Source organism: Sphingomonas sp. DMC8, from assembly GCF_056314185.1.
This window is the reverse complement of the sequence record NZ_JBQUYV010000007.1, coordinates 66625-89807: the sequence shown is the minus strand read 5'-3', so window position 1 is coordinate 89807 and position 23183 is coordinate 66625. Positions and strand designations below refer to the sequence as shown.

Here is a 23183-nt window from a genome sequence, read left to right as displayed (position 1 = left end):
CGAACGGGGGTGTCGCGACCGCCGCTTAGCCCGTCGAGTCTGGACTTTCCCCTAGCATGGCCAGGTTGGTACCGTCGATTTGGTATTATTCCCGGAGTTCCTTGCGGATAACCAGTTTGAGCGCGGACCAGATCGGGTCCACCGCGCAAACCTTTGTATCCACTAGCCCGATCGGCAAAGCGACCGCGCGGACCACATCTTCGGTCACGTCAGTTGGTTGTTTTGCAGCCTTTTTTGGCCACGATACCCATATGAAACCATTGGTCGCGAGCAGCGTGCGCAGGGCCTTCAGTTCGCGTTCCAGATGGTCTCGTTCGGTGACGAACAGGTGCGCCCCCTGCAATCCGTCGGAGGCGCAGGGCTGTTCCTCCAGCACCATCCGTTCCGGATCTATCTCCGCGCGGACGCTCTCCGGCATATTGTGAAACCAGACGCGCATGCCCGGCTTCAGGCCCAGCTTGTCGGCCAGTGGCGTGGCCGAATAACCCGTGGTCATCATGGCGGCCTCCCTGGTGCGCGAGTCTAATGCATCGCACGGCTGCAGGCCAATATCCTTGATGTACGTCAGTCTGCCGGGCGACGGTGCTCCGCCCAGGGTGGCGTCGCGATCGCGGCGATGGTGATGCCGCTCAGGCGCAGGGCCGTGCCGGGGTTTGCCGGCGCGATCTGCATGTTGGCGCCCAACTGTCCGGCCAGGCTGCGCGCAATCCGCAGGCCCAGGCTGTCGACACGCGCGGAATCGAAGTCGGGCGGCAGGCCCGCACCGTCGTCTTCGATGCTGAGCGCCAGCCCCCGATGATCGCGGTCCAGCCGCACCAGAATGGTGCCCTGCTCGCGCTGGGCAAAGCCATGTTCGATGGCGTTCGCCAGGCCCTCGGCGACGATCAGCGCGAGCGGAATGGCGCTGTCAGGCGGCAGCGACAGACCGGTATCGGCGGTAACGATATGGCGAATGCCGGGCTTGCCGCTCGCTTCGGCCAGGTCACGGACCAGCTCGGTTACAAAGGCGTCCAGCGGCACCTGCTCGCCATGCGTGCCATAGAGCTGGCGCTGGATTCGCCCGATCAGCTGCAGCTTGGCAGCGGCGTCGCTCAACGCCCGCCGGCCATCGCCTTCCGGCAGGCTGCGCTTCTGCAGCGTGAGCATGGCGCCCACCATCTGCAGATTGTTCGAAACGCGGTGCTGGAGTTCGTGGAACAGTAATTCGGTCCGGCGGGCCAGCGCCGCGCTGCGTTCCCGTTCGGCGGCCAGCCGGCCGTTGGCCAGCTGCATCCAGTGCACCAGCAGGATGTCGACGGTGACCACGCCCGCGTAGAAAAGCAGCGCCACTGCGGTGTTGCGACTGAGCACGAAGGTGCGTCCCGGTGGAATGAAGAAATACCAGGCGAGCACGCCGCACAGCACCGCCGCCACGGCGCCGGGCCAGCGGCCGAACAGGAAAGACGACAGGATGACCGCGGGAAAGAAGGTAAGGTATGGAAAGCCCGGCGGAAAGAACGGGTCAAGCACCAGCCGCAGCCACCACGCCAGCGCGCACAGCAGAACCGTTATCGCATAGGCAAGCAGCCGCCGTTCCGTCAGTAGCGGCAGACGCTCCAGGGTTTGGTCCAGCGGCTTCATTCGCGTGCACGTCTCGTCCGGGCCCCGGAAAGCGGCATGCCTCCCGCCTTAAGGAAGCCACCGGGCCTTGCTTCTCATCCTTTAGAAACAATCCAGACGCAAGCGCGCCCTGAGGCCCGGTAGAGGAAGCGCGGTCAGTTCGTCGCAGACGTGCCCATCAGCGCGGGGAAGAAGCCCTCATGCGCCTTGCGGAGATCGTCCAGGCTCACGCAGAAATCGCCTTCCTCCATCTCGAAGATGATGCGGTTGGCGATGGTGCGGCCGATCGGATCGGCGGCGAGGCCGGCCTTGTCGGCGGCGACCAGGAAGTCGGCCAGCGCCTCGTCCTTCACGGTCACGACATACAGGCCCTGGTCCTCGCCGAACCAGCTTCCTGCCACGCCAAAAGGCTGCGGCTGGTCGAGGATCGCGCCGATGTTCGAGGCCAGCGCCATCTCGGCCACCGCGACCGCCAGTCCGCCGTCGGACACGTCATGGCAGGCACTGACTGCGCCGCCGGCAATCGCCGCGCGGATGAACGCGCCGGTGCGGCGCTCCATCATCAGGTCGACCGGCGGGGGTGGGCCTTCCTCGCGGCCGCAAATCTCGCGCAGCCAGATCGACTGGCCCAAATGGCCGCCGCGCTCGCCGACGGCGATGATCACGTCGCCCGTGCCCTTGAAGGCGATGGTGCAGTTCTTCTGCCAGTCCTTGAGCAGACCGATCGCGCCGATCGCGGGGGTCGGCAGGATCGCCGAGCCGCCGCCGGTCGCCTTGCTCTCGTTGTAGAGGCTGACATTGCCCGAGACGATCGGGAAGTCGAGCGCGCGGCAGGCGTCGCTCATGCCTTCGAGGCAGCCGACGATCTGGCCCATGATTTCCGGGCGCTGCGGGTTGGCGAAGTTGAGGCAGTTGGTCACCGCCAGCGGAGTAGCGCCCACTGCGGAAAGGTTGCGCCATGCCTCGGCAATCGCTTGGCGGCCGCCCTCGACCGGGTCGGCGAAGCAATAGCGCGGGGTGCAGTCGGTGGTGATCGCCAGCGCCTTCTCGGTGCCGTGGACGCGCACCACTGCGGCGTCGCCGCCCGGGCGCTGGACGGTGTCGGCGCCGACCATGTGGTCATATTGCTCCCAGATCCAGCGGCGGCTGGCGATGTCCGGCGAGCCCATCAGCTTGAGCAGATCGGCTGCGGGATCGGTGCATTCCGGCACATTCTGCAGTTCGGGCTGCTTCGGCGTCGGCACATGCGGGCGATCGTAGAGCGGCGCCTCGTCGGCCAGCGGGGCGAGCGGTATGTCGCACACCACGTCGCCCTTCCACTTCAGCACCATGCGGCCGGTGTCGGTGACATGGCCGATGACGGCGAAGTCGAGCTCCCACTTGCGGAAGATCGCCTCGGCAAAGGCTTCGCGGCCGGGCTTGAGCACCATCAGCATGCGCTCCTGCGATTCGGAGAGCATCATCTCGTACGGCGTCATGCCGGTTTCGCGCTGCGGCACGTCGTCCATGATCAGCTCGATGCCGACGCCGCCCTTGGACGCCATCTCGACCGAGGAGGAGGTGAGGCCGGCCGCGCCCATGTCCTGGATCGCGACGATCGCGTCCGACGCCATCAGTTCGAGACAGGCTTCGATCAGCAGCTTTTCGGTGAACGGATCGCCGACCTGGACGGTGGGGCGCTTCTCTTCCGAATCCTCGCCGAAATCCGCGCTCGCCATCGTCGCGCCGTGGATGCCGTCGCGGCCGGTCTTCGAGCCGACATAGACGATCGGATTGCCGACGCCGGATGCTGCCGAATAGAAGATCTTGTCGGTATCGGCGATGCCGACGGTCATCGCGTTGACCAGGATGTTGCCGTCATAGGCGGGGTGGAAATTCACCTCGCCGCCCACGGTCGGCACGCCGACGCAATTGCCATAGCCGCCGATGCCATGGACCACGCCGGCGATCAGATGCTTCATCTTGGGATGATCGGGCCGGCCGAAGCGCAGCGCGTTCATGTTGGCAATCGGGCGCGCGCCCATGGTGAACACGTCGCGCAGGATACCGCCCACGCCGGTCGCCGCACCCTGATAGGGCTCGATGTAGCTTGGGTGGTTGTGGCTCTCCATCTTGAAGATGGCGGCCTGCCCGTCGCCGATATCGACCACGCCGGCATTCTCGCCGGGGCCGCAGATCACCTGCGGGCCGGTCGTGGGCAGCTTCTTCAGATGGATGCGGCTGGATTTGTAGCTGCAATGCTCGGACCACATCACCGAAAAGATGCCGAGCTCGGTCAGGTTCGGCTCGCGGCCGAGCGCCTTCAGGACGCGCTCATATTCTTCGGGCGACAGGCCGTGCTCGGCCACGATCTCGGGCGTGATCTGGGTCATGGCCGGACCCCTTAGCGGGGTGTGGGCCGCGCGTCACCCCACCTGTGCGCCAAGGGACATACAGCCCGTTAACTCCGCCGGTGCTAACGCTTTTCGGCATGGACATCTTGCCCTTTGCCGGTTCCGGATTGCACGCGGACGATCCGCTGATGCCGTTGCCTGCGTCCTGGGAGTGCGATCTGGTAACGGAAGAGATTCGCTGGTCGCCCGGCGTCTATGACCTTTTCGGCCTCCCGCGCGGGGCTCCGGTCACGCGCGATCAGGCGGTGGCGATGTACAGTGCGGAATCGCGCGCGCAGCTCGCTGCATTGCGTGACCAGGCCATTGCGACGGCCGGCAGCTTCACGTTCGACGCGCAGATCCGGCGCGCAGATGGCAGCGTGCGCTGGATGCGCCTGACGGCCGATGTCGAATGCCGGGACGGACGGCCGGTGCGCCTTTACGGCACCAAGCAGGACATCACCGAAGAAATGGCGCACCTGCCACCGGGCGCTGATCGCTAGAGCAGTAGCGCCCAGATCGTCAGCAGCAGCGCGGTCATCGCGGCGTTGAGCGCCATGCCGATGCCGGCAAAGGTGCCGCCTATCTCCGATACCTGAAACGCCCGGGCCGTGCCGAAACCATGCGCGGCGACGCCGACGGCAAAGCCCCGCACGCGATAGTCGGTCATGCCCATTCGGTTGAGTACCGGGCTGGCCACCATCGCGCCGAACACGCCCGAGACGAGTACGATCACTGCCGCCAGCGCGGGAATGCCCCCCAGTTGCTGCGCCAGCGCCATCGCGACTGGCGTAGTGACCGATCGCGGCGCGATCGTCGCGAGCAGTTGCGGTGTGCCACCAAATGCCCAGACAATGCCGACGGCGCTGACGATCGCCGTGGCCGACCCGGCCAGCAGCGCCAGTGCCAGCGGTCCTGCAACGCGCCGCACCAGCGCGCGATTGCGCCACAACGGCACTGCCAGTCCCACCGTGGCCGGGCCGAGCAAAAAGCCGAGGATCCAGGTCGCGGCGGCGTAGCGCGGATAGGGGGTGTGCGAGGCGAGCAGAATCGCGATCAGCACGGGCGTCGCGAGCAGCACGGGATGGCAGAGCGGATGGCGGTTGCTCCGCCGCGAAAGCTGGTCCGCGCCCTCGAACACGACCAGCGTGACCGCCAGCCACAACAAAGGAGAGGCAGCGAAGCTCTGCCATTCGGCCGTCATGCGCGCCGCTCCTGCCGCGCCAGCGCCCAGCGGAAGACGAGGGCCGTGACAAGAATGGTGAGCAATGTCGAAACGATCGTCGCCCCCAGCAACACCGCGCCGCTGCGCGCCAGTACCGGGCCTTCTTCCATCAGCCCCACCGCCGCGGGCACGAACATCACAGAAAGATGTGCCGTCAGCCATGCTGAAACCTGCACCAGGGCGGGCCGCTCCCCCGGCCGCAGCAACAGCCAGCCGAGCAACAGGAACATGCCGATCACGGCGCCGGGCAGGGGAACTCCGCTGAGCAGTTGCAGACAGGTGCCGAGCAACTGGCACAGAAGCAGCGTGGCAATGGCGGCAATCATGCCCTGCGCCATGACATGGCCGCCGGCCGCCCGGCAATGCGGGTTTTTCGCAGGTCTGGTTTCACGCAACGCAACTGTCGGGCAGGGCAGTCGCTGCCGGCATCGCATCGCCCAGCAGGGCGGGCAGGCTTTGTCCGATCCAGTCGACCAGCCCCTCGACGCGCGCTGCCGCCTCGCGACCCAGCGGCGTCAGGCTATATTCGACATGCGGCGGCACGACGGGGAAGCTGCGCCGCTCGACGAGGTTGATCGCCTCCAGCTGTTGCAGCGTCTGTGCCAGCATGCGCTCGCTCACGCCGTTCACCCGCCGCCGCAGGCTGCTGAAGCGCAGCGTTTCGGCTTGCAGCGCGACCAGCACCAGCAGACCCCAGCTACTGGTGATCCGCTTGAGCACGGTTCGCGAGGGGCAGGCAGGGGCGAACACTTGGCCGCTTGCCAACAGCTGCGCGAGGGTGGCGGTTGCGGGGGGCGGATTATTTTCCACACTTACCTTCCTGTGCGTACTTACGATTCGTAAGTTACGCCTCTAGCTGATGCGCAGCAATCTGCCTTTGGAAGGAAAAAGCGCATGTACGCCGTAACCGGAGCTTCGGGTCAGCTTGGCCGCCTTGTCGTCGAATCGCTGTTGGGCAAGGTCGCGCCCGACCAGATCGTGGCGCTGGTGCGCAACCCCGATAGCGTCGCCGATTTTGCCAGCCGCGGCGTGGTGGTGCGTGCGTTCGACTATGATGCGCCGGAAACGTTGGCACCGGCGTTGGCCGGCGTCGCGCGGCTGCTGCTGATTTCGGGAAATGCGGTGGGCAGCCGCGTCCCGCAGCACCGCGCCGTGATCGACGCCGCCAAGGCCGCCGGTGTCGGGTACCTCGCTTATACGAGCGTTCTGCACGGCCAGAACTCGCCGCTGTCGCTTGCCGCCGAGCATAAGGCGACCGAGCATCTGCTGGCGGCGAGCGGCGTACCCCACGCGCTGCTGCACAATGGCTGGTACACCGAGAATTATCTGATGAGCGCCGGTCCCGCCATCGAGCACGGTGTGTTGCTGGGCAGCGCGGGAGAGGGGCGGATTTCGGCTGCAGCCCGCGCCGACTATGCCGAAGCGGCGGCGGTCGTGCTGGCCGGGACGGGGGCAGACACGGTTGCGTACGAACTGGCCGGCGATACGTCCTTCACGCTCACCGATCTGGCGGTCGCGCTGTCCGAACTGGCGGGCAGGCCCATCGCCTATCAGAATTTGCCTGAGGCAGACTATGCCAAGGCGCTGGAAGGCGCCGGCGTTCCCGCGCCATTCGCCGCAACGCTGGCCGACTGCGACGCGCGGACTGCCGAAGGCGCGTTGTTTGATGACAGCCGTACCCTGTCGAAACTGATCGGCCGCCCGACTACGCCGTGGCGCGATACGCTGGCGGCCGCGTTGAAGGGGTAAAGGAGGCGGGGCCTGTGTTTTGTTCCCCTCCCGCTCGCGGGAGGGGCTAGGGGAGGGGCTGCGTTGTCGCTCGCGATGCCGCCGCGGCAGGAATGCCGATGTCATCTCCTCCCCCGCCCCCTCCCGCAAGCGGGAGGGTAGCCCGAAAAGGGGGCGCTTACAAAATCTCCCGCACCTTCTCGGGCGGCCGACCCAGCCTTATGCCGCGCTCAGTAACTACCAGCGGGCGTTCGATCAGGATGGGATTCGCCACCATTGCGTCGAGGATGGCGTCGTCATCGGCGCCCTTCAGCGGCTTGGCAGCATCTTCGGCGATGCGCAGGCCTTCGCGCGCGGTCATGCCGGCGCGACGGTACAAGTCCGCCAGCGTCTCGCGGCTCGGCGGGGTCTTCAGATATTCGATCACCTCCACCTCGGCGCCGGCGTCCGTCAGGATCGCCAGCGCTTCGCGCGACTTGGAGCAGCGCGGGTTGTGGTAGATCGTGGCCTTCACGCCGACGCAGCCTCGTCCTGCTTCGCCAGCCACTCTTCGAGCCACTTGATCGTGTATTCGCCCTTCTGGAACTCGGGATCGTCGAGCAATGCCTGGTGGAGCGGGATCGTCGTCTTGATGCCGTCGACCACGAACTCTTCCAGGGCACGCTTCAGTCGCAGGATGCAGCCCTCGCGGGTGCGGCCATAGACGATCAGCTTGGCGATCATCGAGTCGTAGTAAGGCGGGATCCGGTAGCCCGAATAGATGCCGCTATCGACGCGGACGTGCATGCCGCCCGGTGCGTGGAAGTGGGTGATCGTGCCGGGCGAGGGCGCGAAGGTCCGCGGATCCTCGGCGTTGATGCGGCATTCGATCGCGTGGCCGCGGAACTCCAGATCCTCCTGGCGCACTGACAGGCCATGCCCTTCGGCAACGCGGATCTGTTCGCGGACCAGGTCCATGCCGGTGATCATCTCGGTCACCGGATGCTCGACCTGGAGGCGGGTGTTCATCTCGATGAAGTAGAATTCGCCATTTTCCCACAGGAACTCGATCGTGCCGGCACCGCGATAGCCCATGTCGGACATCGCCTTGGCGACGATCGCGCCCATGCGTGCGCGTTCCTCGGGGGTGATGACCGGCGACAGTGCCTCTTCGAGCACCTTCTGGTGGCGGCGCTGGAGCGAGCAGTCACGCTCGCCCAGGTGGATCGCGTTACCGTTGCCGTCGCCGAACACCTGGAATTCGATGTGGCGCGGGTTGCCGAGATATTTTTCCAGATAGACGGTGGCGTCGCCGAACGCGGCCTTCGCTTCCGAGCCTGCCTGCTGCATCAGCGTTTCGAGCTGGTCCTCGCTGGTGCACACCTTCATGCCGCGACCACCGCCGCCCGAAGCGGCCTTGATGATCACCGGATAGCCGGCCTTGGCGGCGATCGCCTTGGCTTCGGCGAGGTCGCTGATCGGGCCGTCCGAGCCCGGCACCAGCGGCAGCCCCAGCGCACCGGCGGTGCGCTTCGCCTCGATCTTGTCGCCCATGGTGCGGATATGTTCGGGCTTGGGGCCGACGAAGATCAGCCCGTGCGCCTCGACGATCTCGGCGAACTGCGCGTTTTCGGACAGGAATCCATAGCCTGGATGGATCGCATCCGCGCCCGAAATCTCCGCAGCCGAGATGATGTTCGGAACGTTGAGATAGCTCTCCGCAGCCGCCGGCGGCCCAATGCAAATCGCCTCGTCTGCCAGCCGCACATGCATCGCATCGGCGTCGGCGGTGGAATGCACCGCCACCGTCTTGATGCCCATTTCGTGGCAGGCGCGGTGGATGCGCAACGCGATCTCGCCGCGATTGGCGATCAGCAGCTTCTTGATCTCGGGCATGAGCGTTCCGTTACTCGACCACGACCAGCGGCTGGTCGAACTCGACCGGCTGGCCGTTGTCGACCAGGATCGCCTTGACCGTGCCGGCGCTGGGGGCGTGAATCGGGTTCATCACCTTCATCGCCTCGATGATCAGCAGCGTGTCGCCCGCGGCGACCTGCTGGCCCACCGCGACGAAGGGCTTCGCCTCCGGGTTCGGCTTCAGGTACGCGGTGCCGACCATCGGCGACTTGACGGCGTTGGCAGCGCTGGGCGCTGCAACTGCTTCGGCAGCGGCGGCAGGTGCCGCGGCGACCGGCACGGGGGCGGCGAACTGCGGCGCGGCAACCTGCACAGCGGCCGGCGCCGAAGTAACGGTGCGGGCAACGCGGACGCGGCGTTCGCCGTCCTCGACTTCGATTTCGGTCAACTGGGTGTCATCGAGCACGGCGGCGAGCTGGCGGACCAGCTCGATATCGACCTGCATTGCACCCGTCTTGGTATCTTCGGCCATACGACCCTTCTTTGAAATTCCGTAAATGAAACGGCGCCCTCTGTCAGAGACGCGCGGCGGCTTCAAGCGCGAGAATGTAGGAAAGCGAACCGAACCCGGCCACCGTGCCCTTCGCCGCACGCCCTACATAGCTGATGTGGCGGAAGGATTCGCGTGCATGCGGGTTCGACAAATGAACCTCGATCACCGGCGTGCGGATGCTTTTGATGGCATCATGCAACGCGACCGAGGTGTGCGTGTAACCGCCCGGATTGAGGATCACGGCGCGCGCGCCGGTCGCCTGGGCCTCGTGCAGCCAGTCGATCAGATGGCCTTCATGGTTGGACTGACGCATCTTGATCTCCAGGTCGAGTTCGCGTGCGCGATCCTCGAGCATCCCGGCGATGTCGTCGAGCGTATCTGATCCATAGATTTCCGGCTCGCGCAGCCCCAGCAGATTGAGGTTGGGACCATTCAAGACGAAGATCGTATCGGCCAATGCTGGCGCCTTTCGGTTGCGGGCTGGTTGTGGCCCTCCCTATATGACCCAGCGTCTCCAATCAAATCCAAGGCACCTCATGCACAGCGACGGCACCGTCTCCATCCGGGTCAACGGCGAACACAAGCGGATCACCGCCGGGCTCACCCTCGCGCAGCTCGCCGAGGAACTGGGGCTGGTGCCCGAGAAGGTGGCGGTGGAACGTAACCTCGAAGTGGTGCCACGTTCGACACTGGGACAGGTGCTGGTCGAGGACGGCGACGAGCTGGAAATCGTCCATTTCGTGGGCGGCGGCGATCATGGTGCGCCGCTCGCCGACGATAGCTGGGCGGTGGCGGGCAAGACCTTTCGCTCGCGGCTGATTGTCGGTACCGGCAAGTACAAGGATTTCGAGCAGAATGCGGCTGCCGTCACGGCGTCGGGCGCCGAGATCGTCACGGTTGCGGTACGCCGGGTGAACGTCAGCGATCCGAAGGCGCCGATGCTCACCGACTATATCGATCCGAAGAAGATTACCTATCTGCCCAACACCGCCGGCTGCTTCGATGCCGATTCGGCAATCCGCACGCTGCGGCTGGCACGCGAGGCGGGCGGCTGGGAACTGGTGAAGCTGGAAGTGCTGGGCGAGGCGCGGACGCTCTATCCCGACATGGTGGAAACGCTGCGCGCCACCGAAATCCTCGCCAAGGAAGGCTTCAAGCCGATGGTTTATTGCGTCGATGATCCCATCGCTGCCAAGCGACTGGAAGATGCGGGGGCCGTAGCGATCATGCCGCTGGGCGCGCCGATCGGGTCGGGGCTGGGCATCCAGAACCAGGTGACGATCCGCCTGATCGTCGAGGGCGCCAAGGTACCAGTGCTGGTCGATGCCGGCGTCGGCTCTGCCTCCGACGCAGCGGTGGCGATGGAACTTGGCTGCGACGGCGTGCTGATGAACACCGCCATTGCAGAAGCCAAGGATCCGGTGCTGATGGCGGCAGCGATGAAGGCTGCGGTCGAGGCGGGGCGGATGTCGTATCGCGCGGGCCGCATGGCAAAGCGCCGCTACGCCGATCCGTCGAGCCCGCTGGCGGGGTTGATCTGATGTTGCGGGCCGTCGTCATGGCAGTGGCGCTGCTGGGCGTGGTGGCTTGCCATCCCCGGCCACAGTCGGATCCGGTCCGCAGCGCCGGCCCGATTTCGGCGGAGTCGGTAATGCTGACGGCTTCCGACGGCGTGAAGATCGCCGGCGTCTATACACGCGCGACCAACCCGCGGGCGTTGATCTTGCTTTTTCATCAGGCAGGTTCGGGTAAGGACGAATATTCGCTGATCGCGCCGCAACTTGCCCAGGCAGGCTATTCCTCGCTGCGCATCGACCAGCGTGCCGGCGGCGACCTTTTCGGCCTCAACGAGACGGTGAAGGCACTCGGCCATTCGGCCAGCTATGTCGAGGCGAGTCAGGATTTGGAGGCAGCCTTCCAGTGGGGTGTGGGCCAGAAACTGCCGCTGATCTTGTGGGGCAGCAGCTATTCGGCGGCTTTGGTCTTCCCGCTGGCGGCCGAACATGCTCCGCAAGTGAAGGCCGTGCTGGCCTTTTCGCCGGACGAATATTTCGATGACAAGCAGAGCGTGCACCGCGCCGCGGCAACGCTGCATATGCCGATTTTCGTCACCTCCGCTCAGGACGGCAAGGAGATCGACGCCGCGCGATCCATCCTTGCGGCCGTGCCGGGCAAGGACAAGGTCCAGTTCGTGCCAAAGCTGGGTGGCGTGCACGGATCGTCGACACTCCTTCGCATAAAAAACCCGCAAGGCGCGCTTTATGCCTGGCGTGCGGTGATCGCGTTTCTCGACAGCGTGACGGCGGCTGGCTGACGGATCAACGCTTGCGGGCGAGCCATACGGCGCGGCCGGTAGTGCGGTCGTTTCGGGCGAAGGCGATTTCAACAAGGCCGTTTGCCGCAAAGGTGGTGCGATAGTCGGCTGGGCCCAGACTGGCGTGAAACAGGGGCTCTCCGAATTGTTCGCCAATGGCCTGTCCCGCCTCCGGTCCGGTATTGAACAGCATCAAACCGCCCGGCGCCAACCAGCCCGCCATGCGGGCAAGCATAGCCGGCTGGTCTCCGGCGGGCAGGTGAAAGAAGCTGTCCCAGGCGAGTGCCGCATGGAACGGACCGTCCAGCGTCACCTTGCGCATGTCGTCATGGATCCAGCGGTGGCGGGGAAAGCGGGTGCGCGCCAGCGCGATGAGCGATGCGGATGCATCGACGCCCGTCACCTTTGTCCCGTGATCGACCAGATAGCGGGCGATCGGCTCGCCACCGCCACAACCCAGATCGAGGACAGAGCCGCCACGGGGTACCGCAAGCAGCAGCCGGTCCAGCCACCCTTTCTCCACGAAAGCGCGGCTGCGCGCCGCGTCAAAGGTGCGGGCGTGGCGTTCGTAATGGTCGGCGATGCGATCGGGCATGGCGGGAACCCTATTTCGCTAACAATCGTTATCCCATCGAAGCTGAAGGGACGCAAACCGCGCCGCCGCAGCTCTGTTAGGAGTTTGAAATCATGGGCGAACTCGTCGACAAGATCAAAGGCAATATCAACGAGGCGGTTGGCAAGGCCAAGCAGCAGAGCCGCGATCCTGAAACCCGCGATGAAGGCGCCGCCCAGGATCTGAAAGGCAAGGCGCAGCAGCTTGGCGGGAAGGTAAAGGGCGCATTCGGGGACGACATCTGATCGCTTCCCAAGCTACTGAAATGCTGGGGCCGCGTTCCGCAAGGGGCGCGGCCCTTTCAGTCTTCGACGTAGAAGGCCCACATATCCGGCCCTACCCGCGCGGCTGCGAAGCGGCTCGGATTGGTTCGATTGCCGATTTCGCAAATCATGAACGAATAGATGTCGACCCCGTTGATCGGGTCGGGCAGGCGCACGGTCTTCTTGTCGATCCAGCGCCATTCGCGTTGCCAAACCGGCTGCCCGTCGACTTTGAACCGATCGCCCTGCTTGCCGATATGCGCCGAACGCCAACGCTGTCCCACGTGCCTCTCCTTTCCCTGATTATAGCGGGCAGAGCGGCACAGGGACGGGTAGGACGCGCCAAAATCAGCGGTTGCGGATTGCCGTCACAGTAGTCGCGGGCGTGATGAATTCGATGTCCGTCTTCAGGTGCAGCAGCTTGACGCCGGGTTCTGCCAAGGCCGCGTTCAGCGCGGGGGCGAAAGTCTCGGTCGTCTCAACGGTTGCCGCCCAGCAGCCATAGGCGCGGGCCAGCGCCGCGAAGTCGGGATTCCGGAGCGTGGTGCCCGAAAGCCGCGCCGGATATTCGCGCTCCTGGTGCATCCGGATGGTGCCATAAGTGCTGTTGTCGACGACGATCACCAGCATGTCGGCGTCGTGCTGCACGGCCGTGGCGAGTTCCTGTCCATTCATCAGGAAGTCGCCATCACCCGCCACGGCTACGACCTTTCGTTCCGGAAAGCGCAGTGCGGCTGCAACCGCGGCGGGCACGCCATAGCCCATTGCGCCCGCGGTGGGGGCAAGCTGCGACGGATGCGCGGCGTAGGGCCAGTAGCGGTGCCACCAGCCCGAGAAATTACCCGCGCCATTGCAGATGATCGTGTCCGTCGGCATCGCCTCGCGCATCGCCGCGACGCACTGGCCGAGATCGAGCGGCACGCCTTCGCGGGGGCGGGGCGTTGACCATTCCAGCCATTCCGCATGTGCCTCAGCCGCGGCGAAGCGGGGCAATTCCACTTCGGCGGCTGCCGCGGCGATCGCGACGGCGAATTCGAACGGTCGTGCACAGATCGGCAGGTCTGCACGATAGGTGCGGTTGAGTTCCTCGGGATCGGGATGGACGTGGATCAGCGTCTGGCCGGGGTGGTCCGGCGTGACGAGCGTGTAGCCGTCTGTAGTTGCCTCTCCCATCCGCGCGCCGACGACCAACAACAGGTCCGCTTCCTTTATCCGCGCGACCAGCTTGGGGCTCGGGCCGTAGCCCAGATTGCCCGCCCAGACGGGGGAGTTATTGGGAATCGAATCCTGACGGCGAAAGGCGCCGGCGACCGGAAGCGCGATCGACTCGGCAAAACGCAGGAAGTCTTCGCCTGTCTCTGCGTCCCACCCGGCGCCGCCGACGATCGCCACTGGCCGTTCGGCGCGAGCGAGCTGCTCGAAAACCAGATCGAGATCATAGCCGTCGGGCGCTTGAATCGGTGGTACAATGGCAGGGCGGTCCACCGCTTCTACCTCGTCGCAGAGCATGTCTTCCGGCAGCGCGATCACCACCGGGCCGGGGCGTCCCGAGGTAGCGACGCTCCAGGCGCGGGCGACATATTCGGGGATGCGGCGGGCATCCTCGATCCGCGTCGCCCATTTGGCGAGCGGTGCGAACATCGCCGGGAAGTCGACTTCCTGAAAGCCTTCGCGATCGCGCATCGCCCGGTCGACATCGCCGATGAAGAGCAGCATCGGCTGCGAGTCCTGCATGGCGACATGCACGCCGATGCTGGCATTGGTGGCGCCCGGTCCGCGCGTGACGAAGGCGACGCCTGGCCGACCGGTCATGGCGCCGTCGGCACACGCCATGAAGCCGACACCGCCTTCTTGCCGGCACGTCACCACATCGATTTCGGGTGTGTCGTGCAGCGCGTCGAGCACGGCGAGGAAGCTCTCGCCCGGGACATGGAAAATCCGGTCGCAGCCCTGTGCCACCAGATTGTCGACGAGGATCCGGCCCCCGGTGCGTTTCGCAGTCATGGCCCGGGACATAGCCGCCCCAGCGCCGTCAAGTCGAGCGCCGAACTAGCAGGCCCATTGTGCTGCCAGCTGCTCCATCGTTCCGGCGAACTGGTTGCGATCGATATGCCCTGTGCTATCGCCCGGAATGCCCGGCACCTGTGCCGCACCGTCCGAATATTGCCAAAGCCACCAGGTCGCCCAGCTCGCCTGCACGGTGGCGGTGCTGCCATATTGCGCAAGCCATAGCCGGTGCTGGCCCAGGAACGGGTCGACCTGATTTCCCAGCTGCTCCTTGATGAGCGCACCCGAATATAGCACCGGTCGCCGCCCCAGTTTCTGGCCTAGCAGGCGCAGGAATTCCCGCGCGCCGTCCAGCGTCATCTGGTTACCAGGATCAGTTTCATAATCCAGCGCAACCAGCGTCTGCTCATCCGGCTTTGCGACCGCCAGGAAATTGTCCACTTGATCGGCGACCGGCCGGGAAGTTCCCCAGTGATAGGCGCCCCATAGCAACCCCGCCGCTGTCGCTGCGGCGCGCCGTTCGGAATATAGCGAATCGCTGCCTGTAGCCCCGGTGGTTGCCTTGTGAATCACGCCGTACACCCCGGCCGCTCGCGCATCGGCGAAGCTGACGACCTGATCGCCATGGTACAGGTCAACGACGGGCGGCACAGCCGGCAGCGAAACGGATGACGCCGACCCAAGGGTCTGCGCCGTCGTCTCGACGAACGTGGGAGGGCTTCCCGTTGTCGGGACGGAGGTGCCGGCCGTCATTGCGTGCGCCTCCCCGCTGTCGGGCCCGTGCGTTCCGTAAAGAATTGTGAAGCCGGGCTACACAGAAGCAACCCTGCCCGCCGGATAAAGCAATAGTTCTGGTTCATCGCCGACTCCAGTATCGGAACGAAACAAGATGAATCGCTGCCAAAGGGAAGCATTCTGCCACAATTGAAACATTGCAATGCGACCCGCCCGAAACGGACCGGATAGTGCATCGATATGCGGCTGGCCCGCAGCGTTGCTTCGCAAGCCATATGCCAAGTCGCTTGGATTCGGAGGTGTATTCGCCCTGTATCCTTCCACCCGAGGTTGTCCCAGTCCTGTGGGCGATGCGAGGGATTGGGCTCCATCCATCGAGCCCGGTATGGGAAGGGCGGGAGGCGTTCGCAGAGATAGTTGAAAGTCGGTTCAGGTTCGCTTGACCCACACTCCTGCCCGGTATTATCCGCGCCGCAGGAATGAGGAGGAATCGTCGATGGACAAGCTCTACACCAACGCCCATGCAGCGCTGGAAGGGCTGCTGTTCGACGGCATGACGCTGTGCGCCGGCGGCTTTGGCCTGTGCGGTATCCCGGAACGGCTGATCGACGCGATCCAGGCTGCGGGGGTCAAGGACCTCACCATCGCGTCGAACAACGCCGGCATCGACAATGAGGGGCTCGGCAAGCTGCTGCGCAGTCGCCAGGTCAAGAAGATGATCTCCTCCTATGTCGGCGAGAACAAGGAATTCGAACGGCAGTATCTCTCTGGCGAACTGGAAGTCGAATTCTGCCCGCAGGGTACGCTTGCCGAGCGCTGCAGGGCTGGTGGCGCGGGCATCCCCGGCTTCTACACCAAGACCGGCGTTGGCACGAAAGTCGCCGAGGGCAAGGAAGTGAAGCTGTTCGACGGTGAGGAATATATCCTCGAGCGCGGCATCCGCGCCGACCTGTCGATCATCAAGGGTTGGAAAGCGGACGAGGCCGGCAACCTCATTTTCCGCAAGACCGCGCGCAACTTCAACCAGCCGATGGCTACCGCGGGCCGCATCTGTGTCGCTGAGGTGGAGGAAGTGGTGCCGGTCGGCAGCCTCGATCCCGACCAGATCCATCTGCCCGGCATCTATGTGAAGCGGATGATTGTCGGCGCACCCTACGACAAGAAGATCGAGTTCCGCACCACCCGTCCGCGTGAGGCGGACCCGCAGGAGAAGCGATAATGGCCTGGACCCGCGACGACATGGCGGCGCGCGCCGCAAAGGAGCTGCACGACGGCTTCTACGTCAATCTGGGCATTGGCATCCCCACGCTGGTGGCGAACCATATTCCGGCGGGCGTGGAAGTAACGCTCCAGTCGGAAAACGGCATGCTCGGCATCGGGCCGTTCCCGTATGAGGGCGAGGAAGACCCCGACCTGATCAACGCCGGCAAGCAGACGATCAGCGAGCTGCCCAGCTCGGTCTATTTCAGCTCGGCCGACAGCTTCGCGATGATCCGCGGCGGGCATATCGACCTGACCGTGCTCGGCGCGATGGAAGTCAGCGAAGGCGGCGACATCGCCAACTGGATGATCCCCGGCAAGATGATCAAGGGCATGGGCGGGGCGATGGACCTGGTCGCCGGCGTCAAGAAGATCATCGTCGTCATGGAGCACACCGCCAAGGACGGCAGCCCGAAGTTCATTCCTGAATGCACGCTGCCGCTGACGGGGAAGAACGTCGTCGACATGATCATCACCGACCTGGCGGTGTTCAGCCGTGCCGATCATGCCTCGCCGTTCCGGCTGATCGAGCTGGCGCCGGGCGTGACGGTGGAGGAAGTCGCGGCGAAGACCACGGCGCACTATACGGTCGCGCTGGCCACGGCGTGAAGGCGACGCCCCCTCCGAAATCGGGAGGGGGCAGCCCCATTGCCTCGCGCCTTGCCGGCGCCTAGCGTCCCGGCCATGTTCGCCTGGTACCGCCGCCGCTATCTCGACCTGCTGGGCTCGATCTACATCTATAACGAGCATCGCGGCTATACGAGCATCGACCGGGTGCTGCAGGCGGTGCGGGTGCGGGCGCCGGACGATCACGCGCTGATCGCCGCGATCGAAAAGCACCGCGCCGACGAGCGCAAACATTACCAGATGTTCAAGCGCTGGTTCCAGCTTCAGGGGCGGATGCCGCTCGCGGTCGACCGTACCTGTGGTCATATCGACCGCTTCGTCGAGATCATGTTCCGCCGCACCATCGACGCGCTCGATACCCAGGCGGTGATCGACGACGATGCGCAGTTCGAAAAGCTGTGCCGCGTCATCTCGCTCACCGAGCAGCGCGGCTATCAGCAGGTGCACATCCTGCTGCGCCACAAGGCAGTGCTGGCCGACAAGGCGCTCACCCGCATCTTCGAAGTGATCGAGAAGGACGAGCCGAGCCACTGGGCACCTTATGACGGCTGGCTGCGCGCCCAGGGCAAGCGGGCGCCGCGCTGGTGGGAACATGCGATCGACAGCTTCATCCATTCCGAGCTGCTGTTCGTGAAGCTGCCGATCCTGTTCCTGAACCCCTTCATGCGGCGCCGCACCGACTGGGCCGATGCCGGCGAGCGGCACGATCCGGTGGCGCCCATCGCCGCCTGAGCGCCCGCCAGATACTTGCGCGATCGGGCAGGGGCGCGCATGGGCTCCCCCGCATTGCCCTTGTTCGAGTATCGCCATGGAAGCCCTTCGTCGCTGGATCGACCCCTATCTGCTGATGCTGCTCGGTACCGTCGGCCTGGCCGCGCTGTTCCCGGCGCGCGGCGGCTGGGCGGATGTGGCGGATGAGGCGGTCACCGTCGCCGTCGCGCTGCTGTTCTTCCTCTATGGCGCCCGGCTGGCGCCTTCGGCGATCTGGGCAGGCCTCACCAACTGGCGGTTGCAATCGCTGGTGTTCCTCAGCACCTTCCTGTTCTTCCCGCTGGTCGGGCTCGGCGCCTTTGCGGTGGCGGGGCATGTGCTGCCCGGCGGCATTGCCACCGGCCTGCTGTTCCTGTCGCTGCTGCCCTCGACCGTCCAGTCGTCGATCGCCTTTACCTCGATCGCCCGGGGCAATGTGCCCGCCGCGCTGTGCAGCGCCTCGCTCTCGAACCTGGTCGGCGTGCTGGTGACGCCGTTGCTGGTCGCGCTGGTGCTGCCGCGCACCAGCGGTGCGGGCTTCTCGCTGCACGCACTCGAGACGATCGCCGCGCAGATCCTGCTGCCGTTCGCGGCGGGGCAGGCGGTGCGGCCCTGGGTCGGCCGGTTCATCCTCAAGCACCGCGTGCTGACGATGACGGTCGATCGCGGATCGATCCTGCTCGTCGTCTACGCCGCGTTCAGCGCGGGCATGGTCGCCGGCGTGTGGACCAAGGTGTCGCTGGCCGATCTGGCGCTGGTGCTCGGCTTCAACGCCGCGATCCTCGCCATCGTCCTGGTGGCGACCACGCTGGTCAGTCGCCGGCTGGGCTTTTCGACCGAGGACGAGATCGCCATCGTATTCTGCGGCTCGAAGAAGAGCATGGCGAGCGGCATCCCGATGGCGACGATCCTGTTCCCCGGCGCCGGCGTCAGCCTGATCGTGCTGCCGTTGATGATCTTTCACCAGCTCCAGTTGTTCGCCTGCGCGGTGCTCGCGCGGCACTATGCCCGGCGGGCGAACTAGGCGCGCGTTCAGTCCAGGTCGATCGGCGCGAACTGGGCGAACATGTCCTGCGCTTCGGGAAGCTGGTGCAGCGGCACATAGTCGCACACCGCGGCATAGCGTTCCCACATGGCGAGTACCACCGGGTTGCTGTGCGCCGTCTCGATCGCGCCGTCGCGCCATTCGAAGACTTCGACGATCACGCCTTCCTTCGATCGCATCGCCAGTGCCGGCCGGTCGGTCGCCAGCCCGAGTTCGCGCAATTCCGGCACATGCGTCTTCGTCAGTGCCAGCAGGGCTTCGTCCTGGCCGGGCTTCGGCCGATACGCCACGATAACCATGTCGCCCATGTCTCCGCTCCCGATTGTCAATCCCCAGCGGTAAGTGGCTTATATCCCTTGCACTGCCGACTGGCAAAAGCTTCCGGCGCGGGGCGTGGAGAAGGCGCTGTGCGCCCGGCGAAGTTTAGGAAGTTTAGGCTCACGCGCGCATGTGCGGGGGGCGTGAAGTTTAGGAAGTTTAGGCTCACGCGCGCATGTGCGGGGGGTGTGAAGTTCAGGAAGTTTAGGGCATCGCGCGCACGCGCAAAGCCCGGCCTGTGGTTTCTACAGGTGCAAAGAGCGGCGCCCGCACCGGGCAGCGATTTGAACATATGGGGAACAATCGCGCTGCGACAAGGGGGGCGATCGCATATGGGCGGGAGGGGTAAGCGTCTGCTCTGACCCGTATTGCGTGGCAACTTCTGCTGCGCGACCCGAGGCGCACTCAGGAGTGTCCTTTGGCACGCCTTAAGGAGAGTGCGGATGGCGCGAATGGAGGTTATCACCCGCGCGGAGCGCCGGCGACGCTATTCAGACGCGGAGCGCGCCGCGGTGCTGGCACAATGCGATGTACCGGGGGATACCATCGTTGGGGTTGCTCGTAAGCGTCCGGTGGCGGCCGTCGGCCGAAAAATTGAGCGTCGGCTCCCGCCCACCCTCCGCCGTTCATTCGATAGGTCGCGCCGAGGGCCGCCACTCCAGTGGATTTGAGGAAGCCTCCTCCAGCGAATGACCGAAGGTGGTGGGAAGCGGACATAAGCGCTTTTGGGAGGGCGCAGGCGATAGCTGCCGTCCCGAAAACGATCGTTGATCGGGAATGGAAGTGCGTCGCTAGCGAACGCCTTCCTCGCTCCATACTACATGAATGTAGTGATATTTACCCATCGGGAAGCGTTGCCAAATCTGAAAGGCCCCACCCGGAGAGTCAGGGGCACCAAGGTAGAATATTCCTAGTACGGGAGCTTTTGATACCAGTATTGGCATTGGATGATCTGCTTGGCCGGGATGGTAGCGGGCAATTAAGGCCGACCCATCTGATCGCAACCAAAGCCCTGCTCGCTGATCCCCAATCGCAAGGCCCGTTGAGCTTAGAAAGGTTGCGTTTGGGACTGTGGGATGCGGTGGCTCCGCCTCTGGCGCAGAGATAGCATCGTTACGGGTAATCAGATGCTGCTCGCTTGGTATCACAAGGATGCCAGTATCCGTGATTCCCCACCCACCATACACCCTTGCTTGCAGCGTGGTGGGGCAGCTAGTCCATGAAACCTCGTCGGCATCTGTAATCCGGAGGCCAGTTGCCAGAAGTTCCAATCCTAACGTAGAGCTATCGGGGCTTAGCTCTGACACCTTACCCGAGGCGACGATTTGCTGTGGCGTACACGATGTGGGCTGCGGATAGGCGTTGGCTGCTGCCGCTGACAAGATTGCAAGCAGAGCATTGACTACCATGCATTTCCCCAAATTCTGTTCGATATTGCAGCCACGATAGCGGGCTAGCTGCTTTCCTACAAACGAACCTTTTTGAGACTGGCACCCCGGCGTTCGGCTCTTACGTCGTTGCCTCCACTAGCTTTCCCAAAATATGTTCCCCATTGCCCGTTCCCGAAATTGCGCCTCGAGCATGAGAAATCGGGACTGACCCGCTCAGCAATCGGCAGCTTTTGGGATCGCAAGTCTAGGATCTGAACGGCCAAGGTTGAGCGGGAGCCACCAAGGCGGCAATTGGGTGGAAAGCGTACCGGCGGCTTTAGGCAGCGGACCAGAAAATGCTGCGTTCAATCGAGGCGCGCCAAAGCGGCCAACGTCTCCGCCCGTGTAGGCCGCCAATCATCTTCGCCCGTCGCGTGCCGCCCAGTATCGTCCTCGATGAAGAAGATCGCGTCCCTCACAGCTTCATCTGCAAATTCAAAGTCGTCGTTCATGACGATGCAGTCCGCGAGGTAATTCGCTGCGTCAAACGGCAACCGCTCGTCGGCCACCGCCTCAAGCAAGCGCCGGGCGCCTTCCCTCGTGACCAGAAAGAGTGGTCCGTCAGTAACCTGAATACGACCCTCCGCACTTGCCCTCAAGGCTGCTCTAAAGCGCGCGACCTCCGGTCCGATCTCTTCGGCAAGGCTCTCCGGAGAAAGTGCGCCCGATAAGAATGCAACGATCGAACCATACTGCATACCGCAAGGCTGCACTGTCCGGCCAACGTCCGCAATCAGGAACTGAAGCGAGGGCCGCGCCCGTCCGCTTGTGGGCGGGAGCCGACGCTCAATTTTTCGGCCGACGGCCGCCACCGGACGCTTACCGGGAGGGAAAGCGGCGCCGCAAACCAACGTCATTCCCGCGAAGGCGGGAATCCATCATCCTCGGCACTGGAAGAAAGAACCGTCATTTCAGCGCCAATCGATCCCCGCCTTCGCGCGGAGGACAAAGGGAGGCGCATGCCATTGCCCCTCGGCCGGCGGGCGGCAAGGGAGGGCAGAAAATTACTCCAAACCTTGCATCGGCGCACGATTCGACTAAAGCACCGCCATGTCTGGTGAACCCCGCACCCTGTATGAAAAGATCTGGGCCGACCATGTCGTCGAGCGCCGGGACGATGGCACCTGCCTGATCTATATCGACCGGCACCTCGTCCATGAAGTGACCAGCCCGCAGGCCTTTGCCGGCCTGCGCGCGGCCGGGCGGCCGGTGCGGCGCCCCGACCTGACGCTGGCGGTGCCCGATCACAACCTGCCGACCACGGCGCGCGTCGACGCGCAGGGCCACATGCTGCCGATCGCCGATCCGGCCAGCGCGGGGCAGCTTTCGGCGCTGCGTAGCAACGTCGCCGAGTTCGGCGTGCCCTATATCGACGCGCTCGATGCGCGGCAGGGGATCGTCCATGTCGTCGGGCCGGAGCAGGGCTTTACGCTGCCGGGTTCGACACTGGTGTGCGGCGACAGCCATACCTCTGCGCATGGCGCGCTGGGGGCGCTGGCGTTCGGCATCGGCACCAGCGAGGTCGAGCATGTGCTCGCCACGCAGACGCTGTTGCTCAAACAGTCGAAGACGATGGAAGTCCGCGTCGACGGCACGCTGGGCCACGGCGTCAGCGCCAAGGATGTGGTGCTGGCGATCATCGGCAAGATCGGTGCGGCAGGCGGCACCGGCTATGTCATCGAATTCACCGGCGAGGTGATCCGCGACCTGTCGATCGAGGGGCGGCTGACCGTTTCCAACATGTCGATCGAGGGGGGCGCCCGATCGGGCCTGATCGCGCCGGACCAGAAGACGTTCGACTATCTGAAGGGCCGCCCGCTCGCGCCCACCGGCGAGGCGTGGGACCGTGCGGTCGCCTATTGGCAAACGCTGCCGACCGACAAGGGCGCTGTTTACGACAAGGTGGTGAAGCTGGATGCCAGTGACATCGCGCCCTCGCTCACCTGGGGCACCAGCCCCGAGGATGTCGTGCCGATCACCGGCGTGGTGCCCGATCCGGAAAGCTTCGCCGATCCGTCGAAGCGCGCGGCGGCGCAGCGCTCGCTCGACTATATGGGCCTGACGCCGGGCATGGCGATGCAGGACATTGCGATCGAGCATGTCTTTATCGGCTCGTGCACCAACAGCCGGATCGAGGATCTGCGCGCCGCAGCCGCCGTGGTGCAGGGGCGCAAGGTTGCCGACCGCATCCGCCAGGCGCTGATCGTGCCGGGCTCGGGGCTGGTGAAGCGGCAGGCCGAGGCGGAAGGGCTGGACCGCATCTTCACCGAGGCGGGCTTCGAGTGGCGCGAGCCGGGCTGTTCGATGTGTCTGGCGATGAATCCGGACAAGGTTCCGGCCGGAGAACGTTGTGCTTCCACTTCGAATCGCAATTTCGTAGGACGTCAGGGCCCGGGTGCGCGCACGCACCTCGTCTCGCCCGCGATGGCGGCGGCTGCGGCAGTGACCGGGCACCTGACCGATGTTCGCGAGTTGATGGCGAACTATGCGTGACCAAAGGGGATAACG

The 23183-nt window shown here is 64.8% G+C and carries 26 protein-coding genes; 10 read left to right on the top strand and 16 right to left on the bottom strand.

The features are described 5' to 3' along the window. Positions 1-85 precede the first annotated feature (85 nt). From ACT53K_RS14965 to purL, 3 genes are all read right to left on the bottom strand, one after another. Positions 86-499 carry a hypothetical protein gene (locus ACT53K_RS14965; protein WP_476229511.1) on the bottom strand — a complete coding sequence of 138 codons (414 nt, stop codon included), beginning with the start codon at positions 497-499 and terminating at the stop codon, positions 86-88. A 65-nt stretch (positions 500-564) separates the two neighbouring features. Further along, on the bottom strand, positions 565-1620 hold the full coding sequence (locus ACT53K_RS14960) for a sensor histidine kinase (RefSeq protein WP_476229510.1): 1056 nt from the start codon (positions 1618-1620) through the stop codon (positions 565-567). Between the two features lie 134 nt (positions 1621-1754). Next, positions 1755-3971, bottom strand: a complete 2217-nt coding sequence (purL, locus tag ACT53K_RS14955) for a phosphoribosylformylglycinamidine synthase subunit PurL (protein WP_476229509.1) — start codon at positions 3969-3971, stop codon at positions 1755-1757. A 98-nt stretch (positions 3972-4069) separates the two neighbouring features. On the opposite strand from purL, the gene ACT53K_RS14950 reads away from it, so the two are divergent. Continuing rightward, positions 4070-4474, top strand: a complete 405-nt coding sequence (locus tag ACT53K_RS14950) for a PAS domain-containing protein (protein ID WP_476229508.1) — start codon at positions 4070-4072, stop codon at positions 4472-4474. Here the strand turns inward: ACT53K_RS14950 and ACT53K_RS14945 are convergent. The 3 genes from ACT53K_RS14945 to ACT53K_RS14935 all read right to left on the bottom strand — a co-directional run bounded on the left by ACT53K_RS14945 (position 4471) and on the right by ACT53K_RS14935 (position 5946). Beyond that, positions 4471-5175 carry an LrgB family protein gene (locus ACT53K_RS14945; RefSeq protein WP_476229507.1) on the bottom strand — a complete coding sequence of 235 codons (705 nt, stop codon included), beginning with the start codon at positions 5173-5175 and terminating at the stop codon, positions 4471-4473. The genes ACT53K_RS14950 and ACT53K_RS14945 overlap by 4 nt on opposite strands. Further along, complete coding sequence (locus ACT53K_RS14940; protein ID WP_476229506.1) at positions 5172-5522, bottom strand: CidA/LrgA family protein; 351 nt, start codon at positions 5520-5522, stop codon at positions 5172-5174. Before ACT53K_RS14940 ends, ACT53K_RS14945 begins: the two co-directional genes overlap by 4 nt. Before the next feature lie 61 nt (positions 5523-5583). Beyond that, positions 5584-5946 (bottom strand): winged helix-turn-helix transcriptional regulator, encoded by a 363-nt coding sequence (locus tag ACT53K_RS14935; protein WP_476229505.1) that lies wholly within the window; start codon positions 5944-5946, stop codon positions 5584-5586. 144 nt (positions 5947-6090) lie between these two features. Between ACT53K_RS14935 and ACT53K_RS14930 the strand changes: the two genes are divergently transcribed. Further along, positions 6091-6945, top strand: coding sequence for an SDR family oxidoreductase (locus ACT53K_RS14930; protein ID WP_476229504.1), 855 nt, complete (start codon positions 6091-6093; stop codon positions 6943-6945). A 157-nt stretch (positions 6946-7102) separates the two neighbouring features. Here the strand turns inward: ACT53K_RS14930 and arsC are convergent, their stop codons facing one another. Genes arsC through aroQ form a run of 4 tightly spaced genes read right to left on the bottom strand, consistent with a single transcriptional unit; the run spans position 7103 to position 9770 of the window. Continuing rightward, positions 7103-7438, bottom strand: coding sequence for an arsenate reductase (glutaredoxin) (gene arsC / locus ACT53K_RS14925; protein WP_476229503.1), 336 nt, complete (start codon positions 7436-7438; stop codon positions 7103-7105). Further along, positions 7435-8799 carry an acetyl-CoA carboxylase biotin carboxylase subunit gene (gene accC / locus ACT53K_RS14920; protein ID WP_476229502.1) on the bottom strand — a complete coding sequence of 455 codons (1365 nt, stop codon included), beginning with the start codon at positions 8797-8799 and terminating at the stop codon, positions 7435-7437. Before accC ends, arsC begins: the two co-directional genes overlap by 4 nt. A gap of 10 nt (positions 8800-8809) precedes the next feature. After that, positions 8810-9292, bottom strand: a complete 483-nt coding sequence (gene accB / locus ACT53K_RS14915) for an acetyl-CoA carboxylase biotin carboxyl carrier protein (RefSeq protein WP_476229501.1) — start codon at positions 9290-9292, stop codon at positions 8810-8812. Between the two features lie 43 nt (positions 9293-9335). Then, positions 9336-9770, bottom strand: coding sequence for a type II 3-dehydroquinate dehydratase (gene aroQ / locus ACT53K_RS14910; RefSeq protein WP_476229500.1), 435 nt, complete (start codon positions 9768-9770; stop codon positions 9336-9338). Between the two features lie 79 nt (positions 9771-9849). Between aroQ and thiS the strand changes: the two genes are divergently transcribed. Then, positions 9850-10854 (top strand): sulfur carrier protein ThiS, encoded by a 1005-nt coding sequence (gene thiS / locus ACT53K_RS14905; protein ID WP_476229499.1) that lies wholly within the window; start codon positions 9850-9852, stop codon positions 10852-10854. Further along, complete coding sequence (locus ACT53K_RS14900) at positions 10854-11627, top strand: alpha/beta hydrolase (RefSeq protein WP_476229498.1); 774 nt, start codon at positions 10854-10856, stop codon at positions 11625-11627. The genes thiS and ACT53K_RS14900 overlap by 1 nt, the downstream gene beginning before the upstream one ends. A gap of 4 nt (positions 11628-11631) precedes the next feature. Here the strand turns inward: ACT53K_RS14900 and ACT53K_RS14895 are convergent, their stop codons facing one another. Continuing rightward, positions 11632-12222: a class I SAM-dependent methyltransferase gene (locus tag ACT53K_RS14895; RefSeq protein ID WP_476229497.1), complete on the bottom strand. Its 591-nt coding sequence runs from the start codon at positions 12220-12222 to the stop codon at positions 11632-11634. 92 nt (positions 12223-12314) lie between these two features. On the opposite strand from ACT53K_RS14895, the gene ACT53K_RS14890 reads away from it, so the two are divergent. Beyond that, complete coding sequence (locus ACT53K_RS14890) at positions 12315-12485, top strand: CsbD family protein (RefSeq protein ID WP_476229496.1); 171 nt, start codon at positions 12315-12317, stop codon at positions 12483-12485. Positions 12486-12541: 56 nt separating this feature from the next. Here ACT53K_RS14890 and ACT53K_RS14885 read toward each other — a convergent pair whose 3' ends face one another. From ACT53K_RS14885 to ACT53K_RS14875, 3 genes are all read right to left on the bottom strand, one after another. Beyond that, entirely contained in the window at positions 12542-12787 is a 246-nt protein-coding gene (locus ACT53K_RS14885; RefSeq protein ID WP_476229495.1) for a hypothetical protein, read from the bottom strand. Positions 12788-12851: 64 nt separating this feature from the next. Continuing rightward, the gene (locus ACT53K_RS14880; protein WP_476229494.1) at positions 12852-14507 is read right to left on the bottom strand and encodes a thiamine pyrophosphate-binding protein; all 1656 of its coding nucleotides are present in this window, start codon (positions 14505-14507) and stop codon (positions 12852-12854) included. Positions 14508-14552: 45 nt separating this feature from the next. Next, positions 14553-15263, bottom strand: a complete 711-nt coding sequence (locus ACT53K_RS14875; RefSeq protein ID WP_476229493.1) for a glycoside hydrolase family 25 protein — start codon at positions 15261-15263, stop codon at positions 14553-14555. Positions 15264-15741: 478 nt separating this feature from the next. Here ACT53K_RS14875 and ACT53K_RS14870 point away from each other — a divergent pair, with 478 nt between their 5' ends. The 4 genes from ACT53K_RS14870 to ACT53K_RS14855 all read left to right on the top strand — a co-directional run bounded on the left by ACT53K_RS14870 (position 15742) and on the right by ACT53K_RS14855 (position 18906). Then, positions 15742-16464: a CoA transferase subunit A gene (locus ACT53K_RS14870; RefSeq protein ID WP_476229492.1), complete on the top strand. Its 723-nt coding sequence runs from the start codon at positions 15742-15744 to the stop codon at positions 16462-16464. Next, positions 16464-17114: a CoA transferase subunit B gene (locus ACT53K_RS14865; protein ID WP_476229491.1), complete on the top strand. Its 651-nt coding sequence runs from the start codon at positions 16464-16466 to the stop codon at positions 17112-17114. Before ACT53K_RS14870 ends, ACT53K_RS14865 begins: the two co-directional genes overlap by 1 nt. A gap of 75 nt (positions 17115-17189) precedes the next feature. Beyond that, positions 17190-17864: a ferritin-like domain-containing protein gene (locus tag ACT53K_RS14860; protein ID WP_476229490.1), complete on the top strand. Its 675-nt coding sequence runs from the start codon at positions 17190-17192 to the stop codon at positions 17862-17864. A gap of 76 nt (positions 17865-17940) precedes the next feature. Then, positions 17941-18906: a bile acid:sodium symporter family protein gene (locus ACT53K_RS14855; RefSeq protein ID WP_476229489.1), complete on the top strand. Its 966-nt coding sequence runs from the start codon at positions 17941-17943 to the stop codon at positions 18904-18906. A gap of 8 nt (positions 18907-18914) precedes the next feature. On the opposite strand, the gene ACT53K_RS14850 is transcribed toward ACT53K_RS14855, so the two are convergent. Both ACT53K_RS14850 and ACT53K_RS14845 read right to left on the bottom strand, forming a co-directional pair. Next, positions 18915-19235 (bottom strand): hypothetical protein, encoded by a 321-nt coding sequence (locus tag ACT53K_RS14850; RefSeq protein WP_476229488.1) that lies wholly within the window; start codon positions 19233-19235, stop codon positions 18915-18917. A 1745-nt stretch (positions 19236-20980) separates the two neighbouring features. Then, positions 20981-21373, bottom strand: a complete 393-nt coding sequence (locus tag ACT53K_RS14845) for a hypothetical protein (RefSeq protein WP_476229487.1) — start codon at positions 21371-21373, stop codon at positions 20981-20983. 352 nt (positions 21374-21725) lie between these two features. Here ACT53K_RS14845 and leuC point away from each other — a divergent pair, with 352 nt between their 5' ends. Further along, a complete protein-coding gene (gene leuC, locus ACT53K_RS14840) occupies positions 21726-23168 on the top strand; it encodes a 3-isopropylmalate dehydratase large subunit (protein WP_476229486.1) in 1443 nt (480 codons plus the stop codon). The last annotated feature ends 15 nt before the right edge of the window (positions 23169-23183 follow it).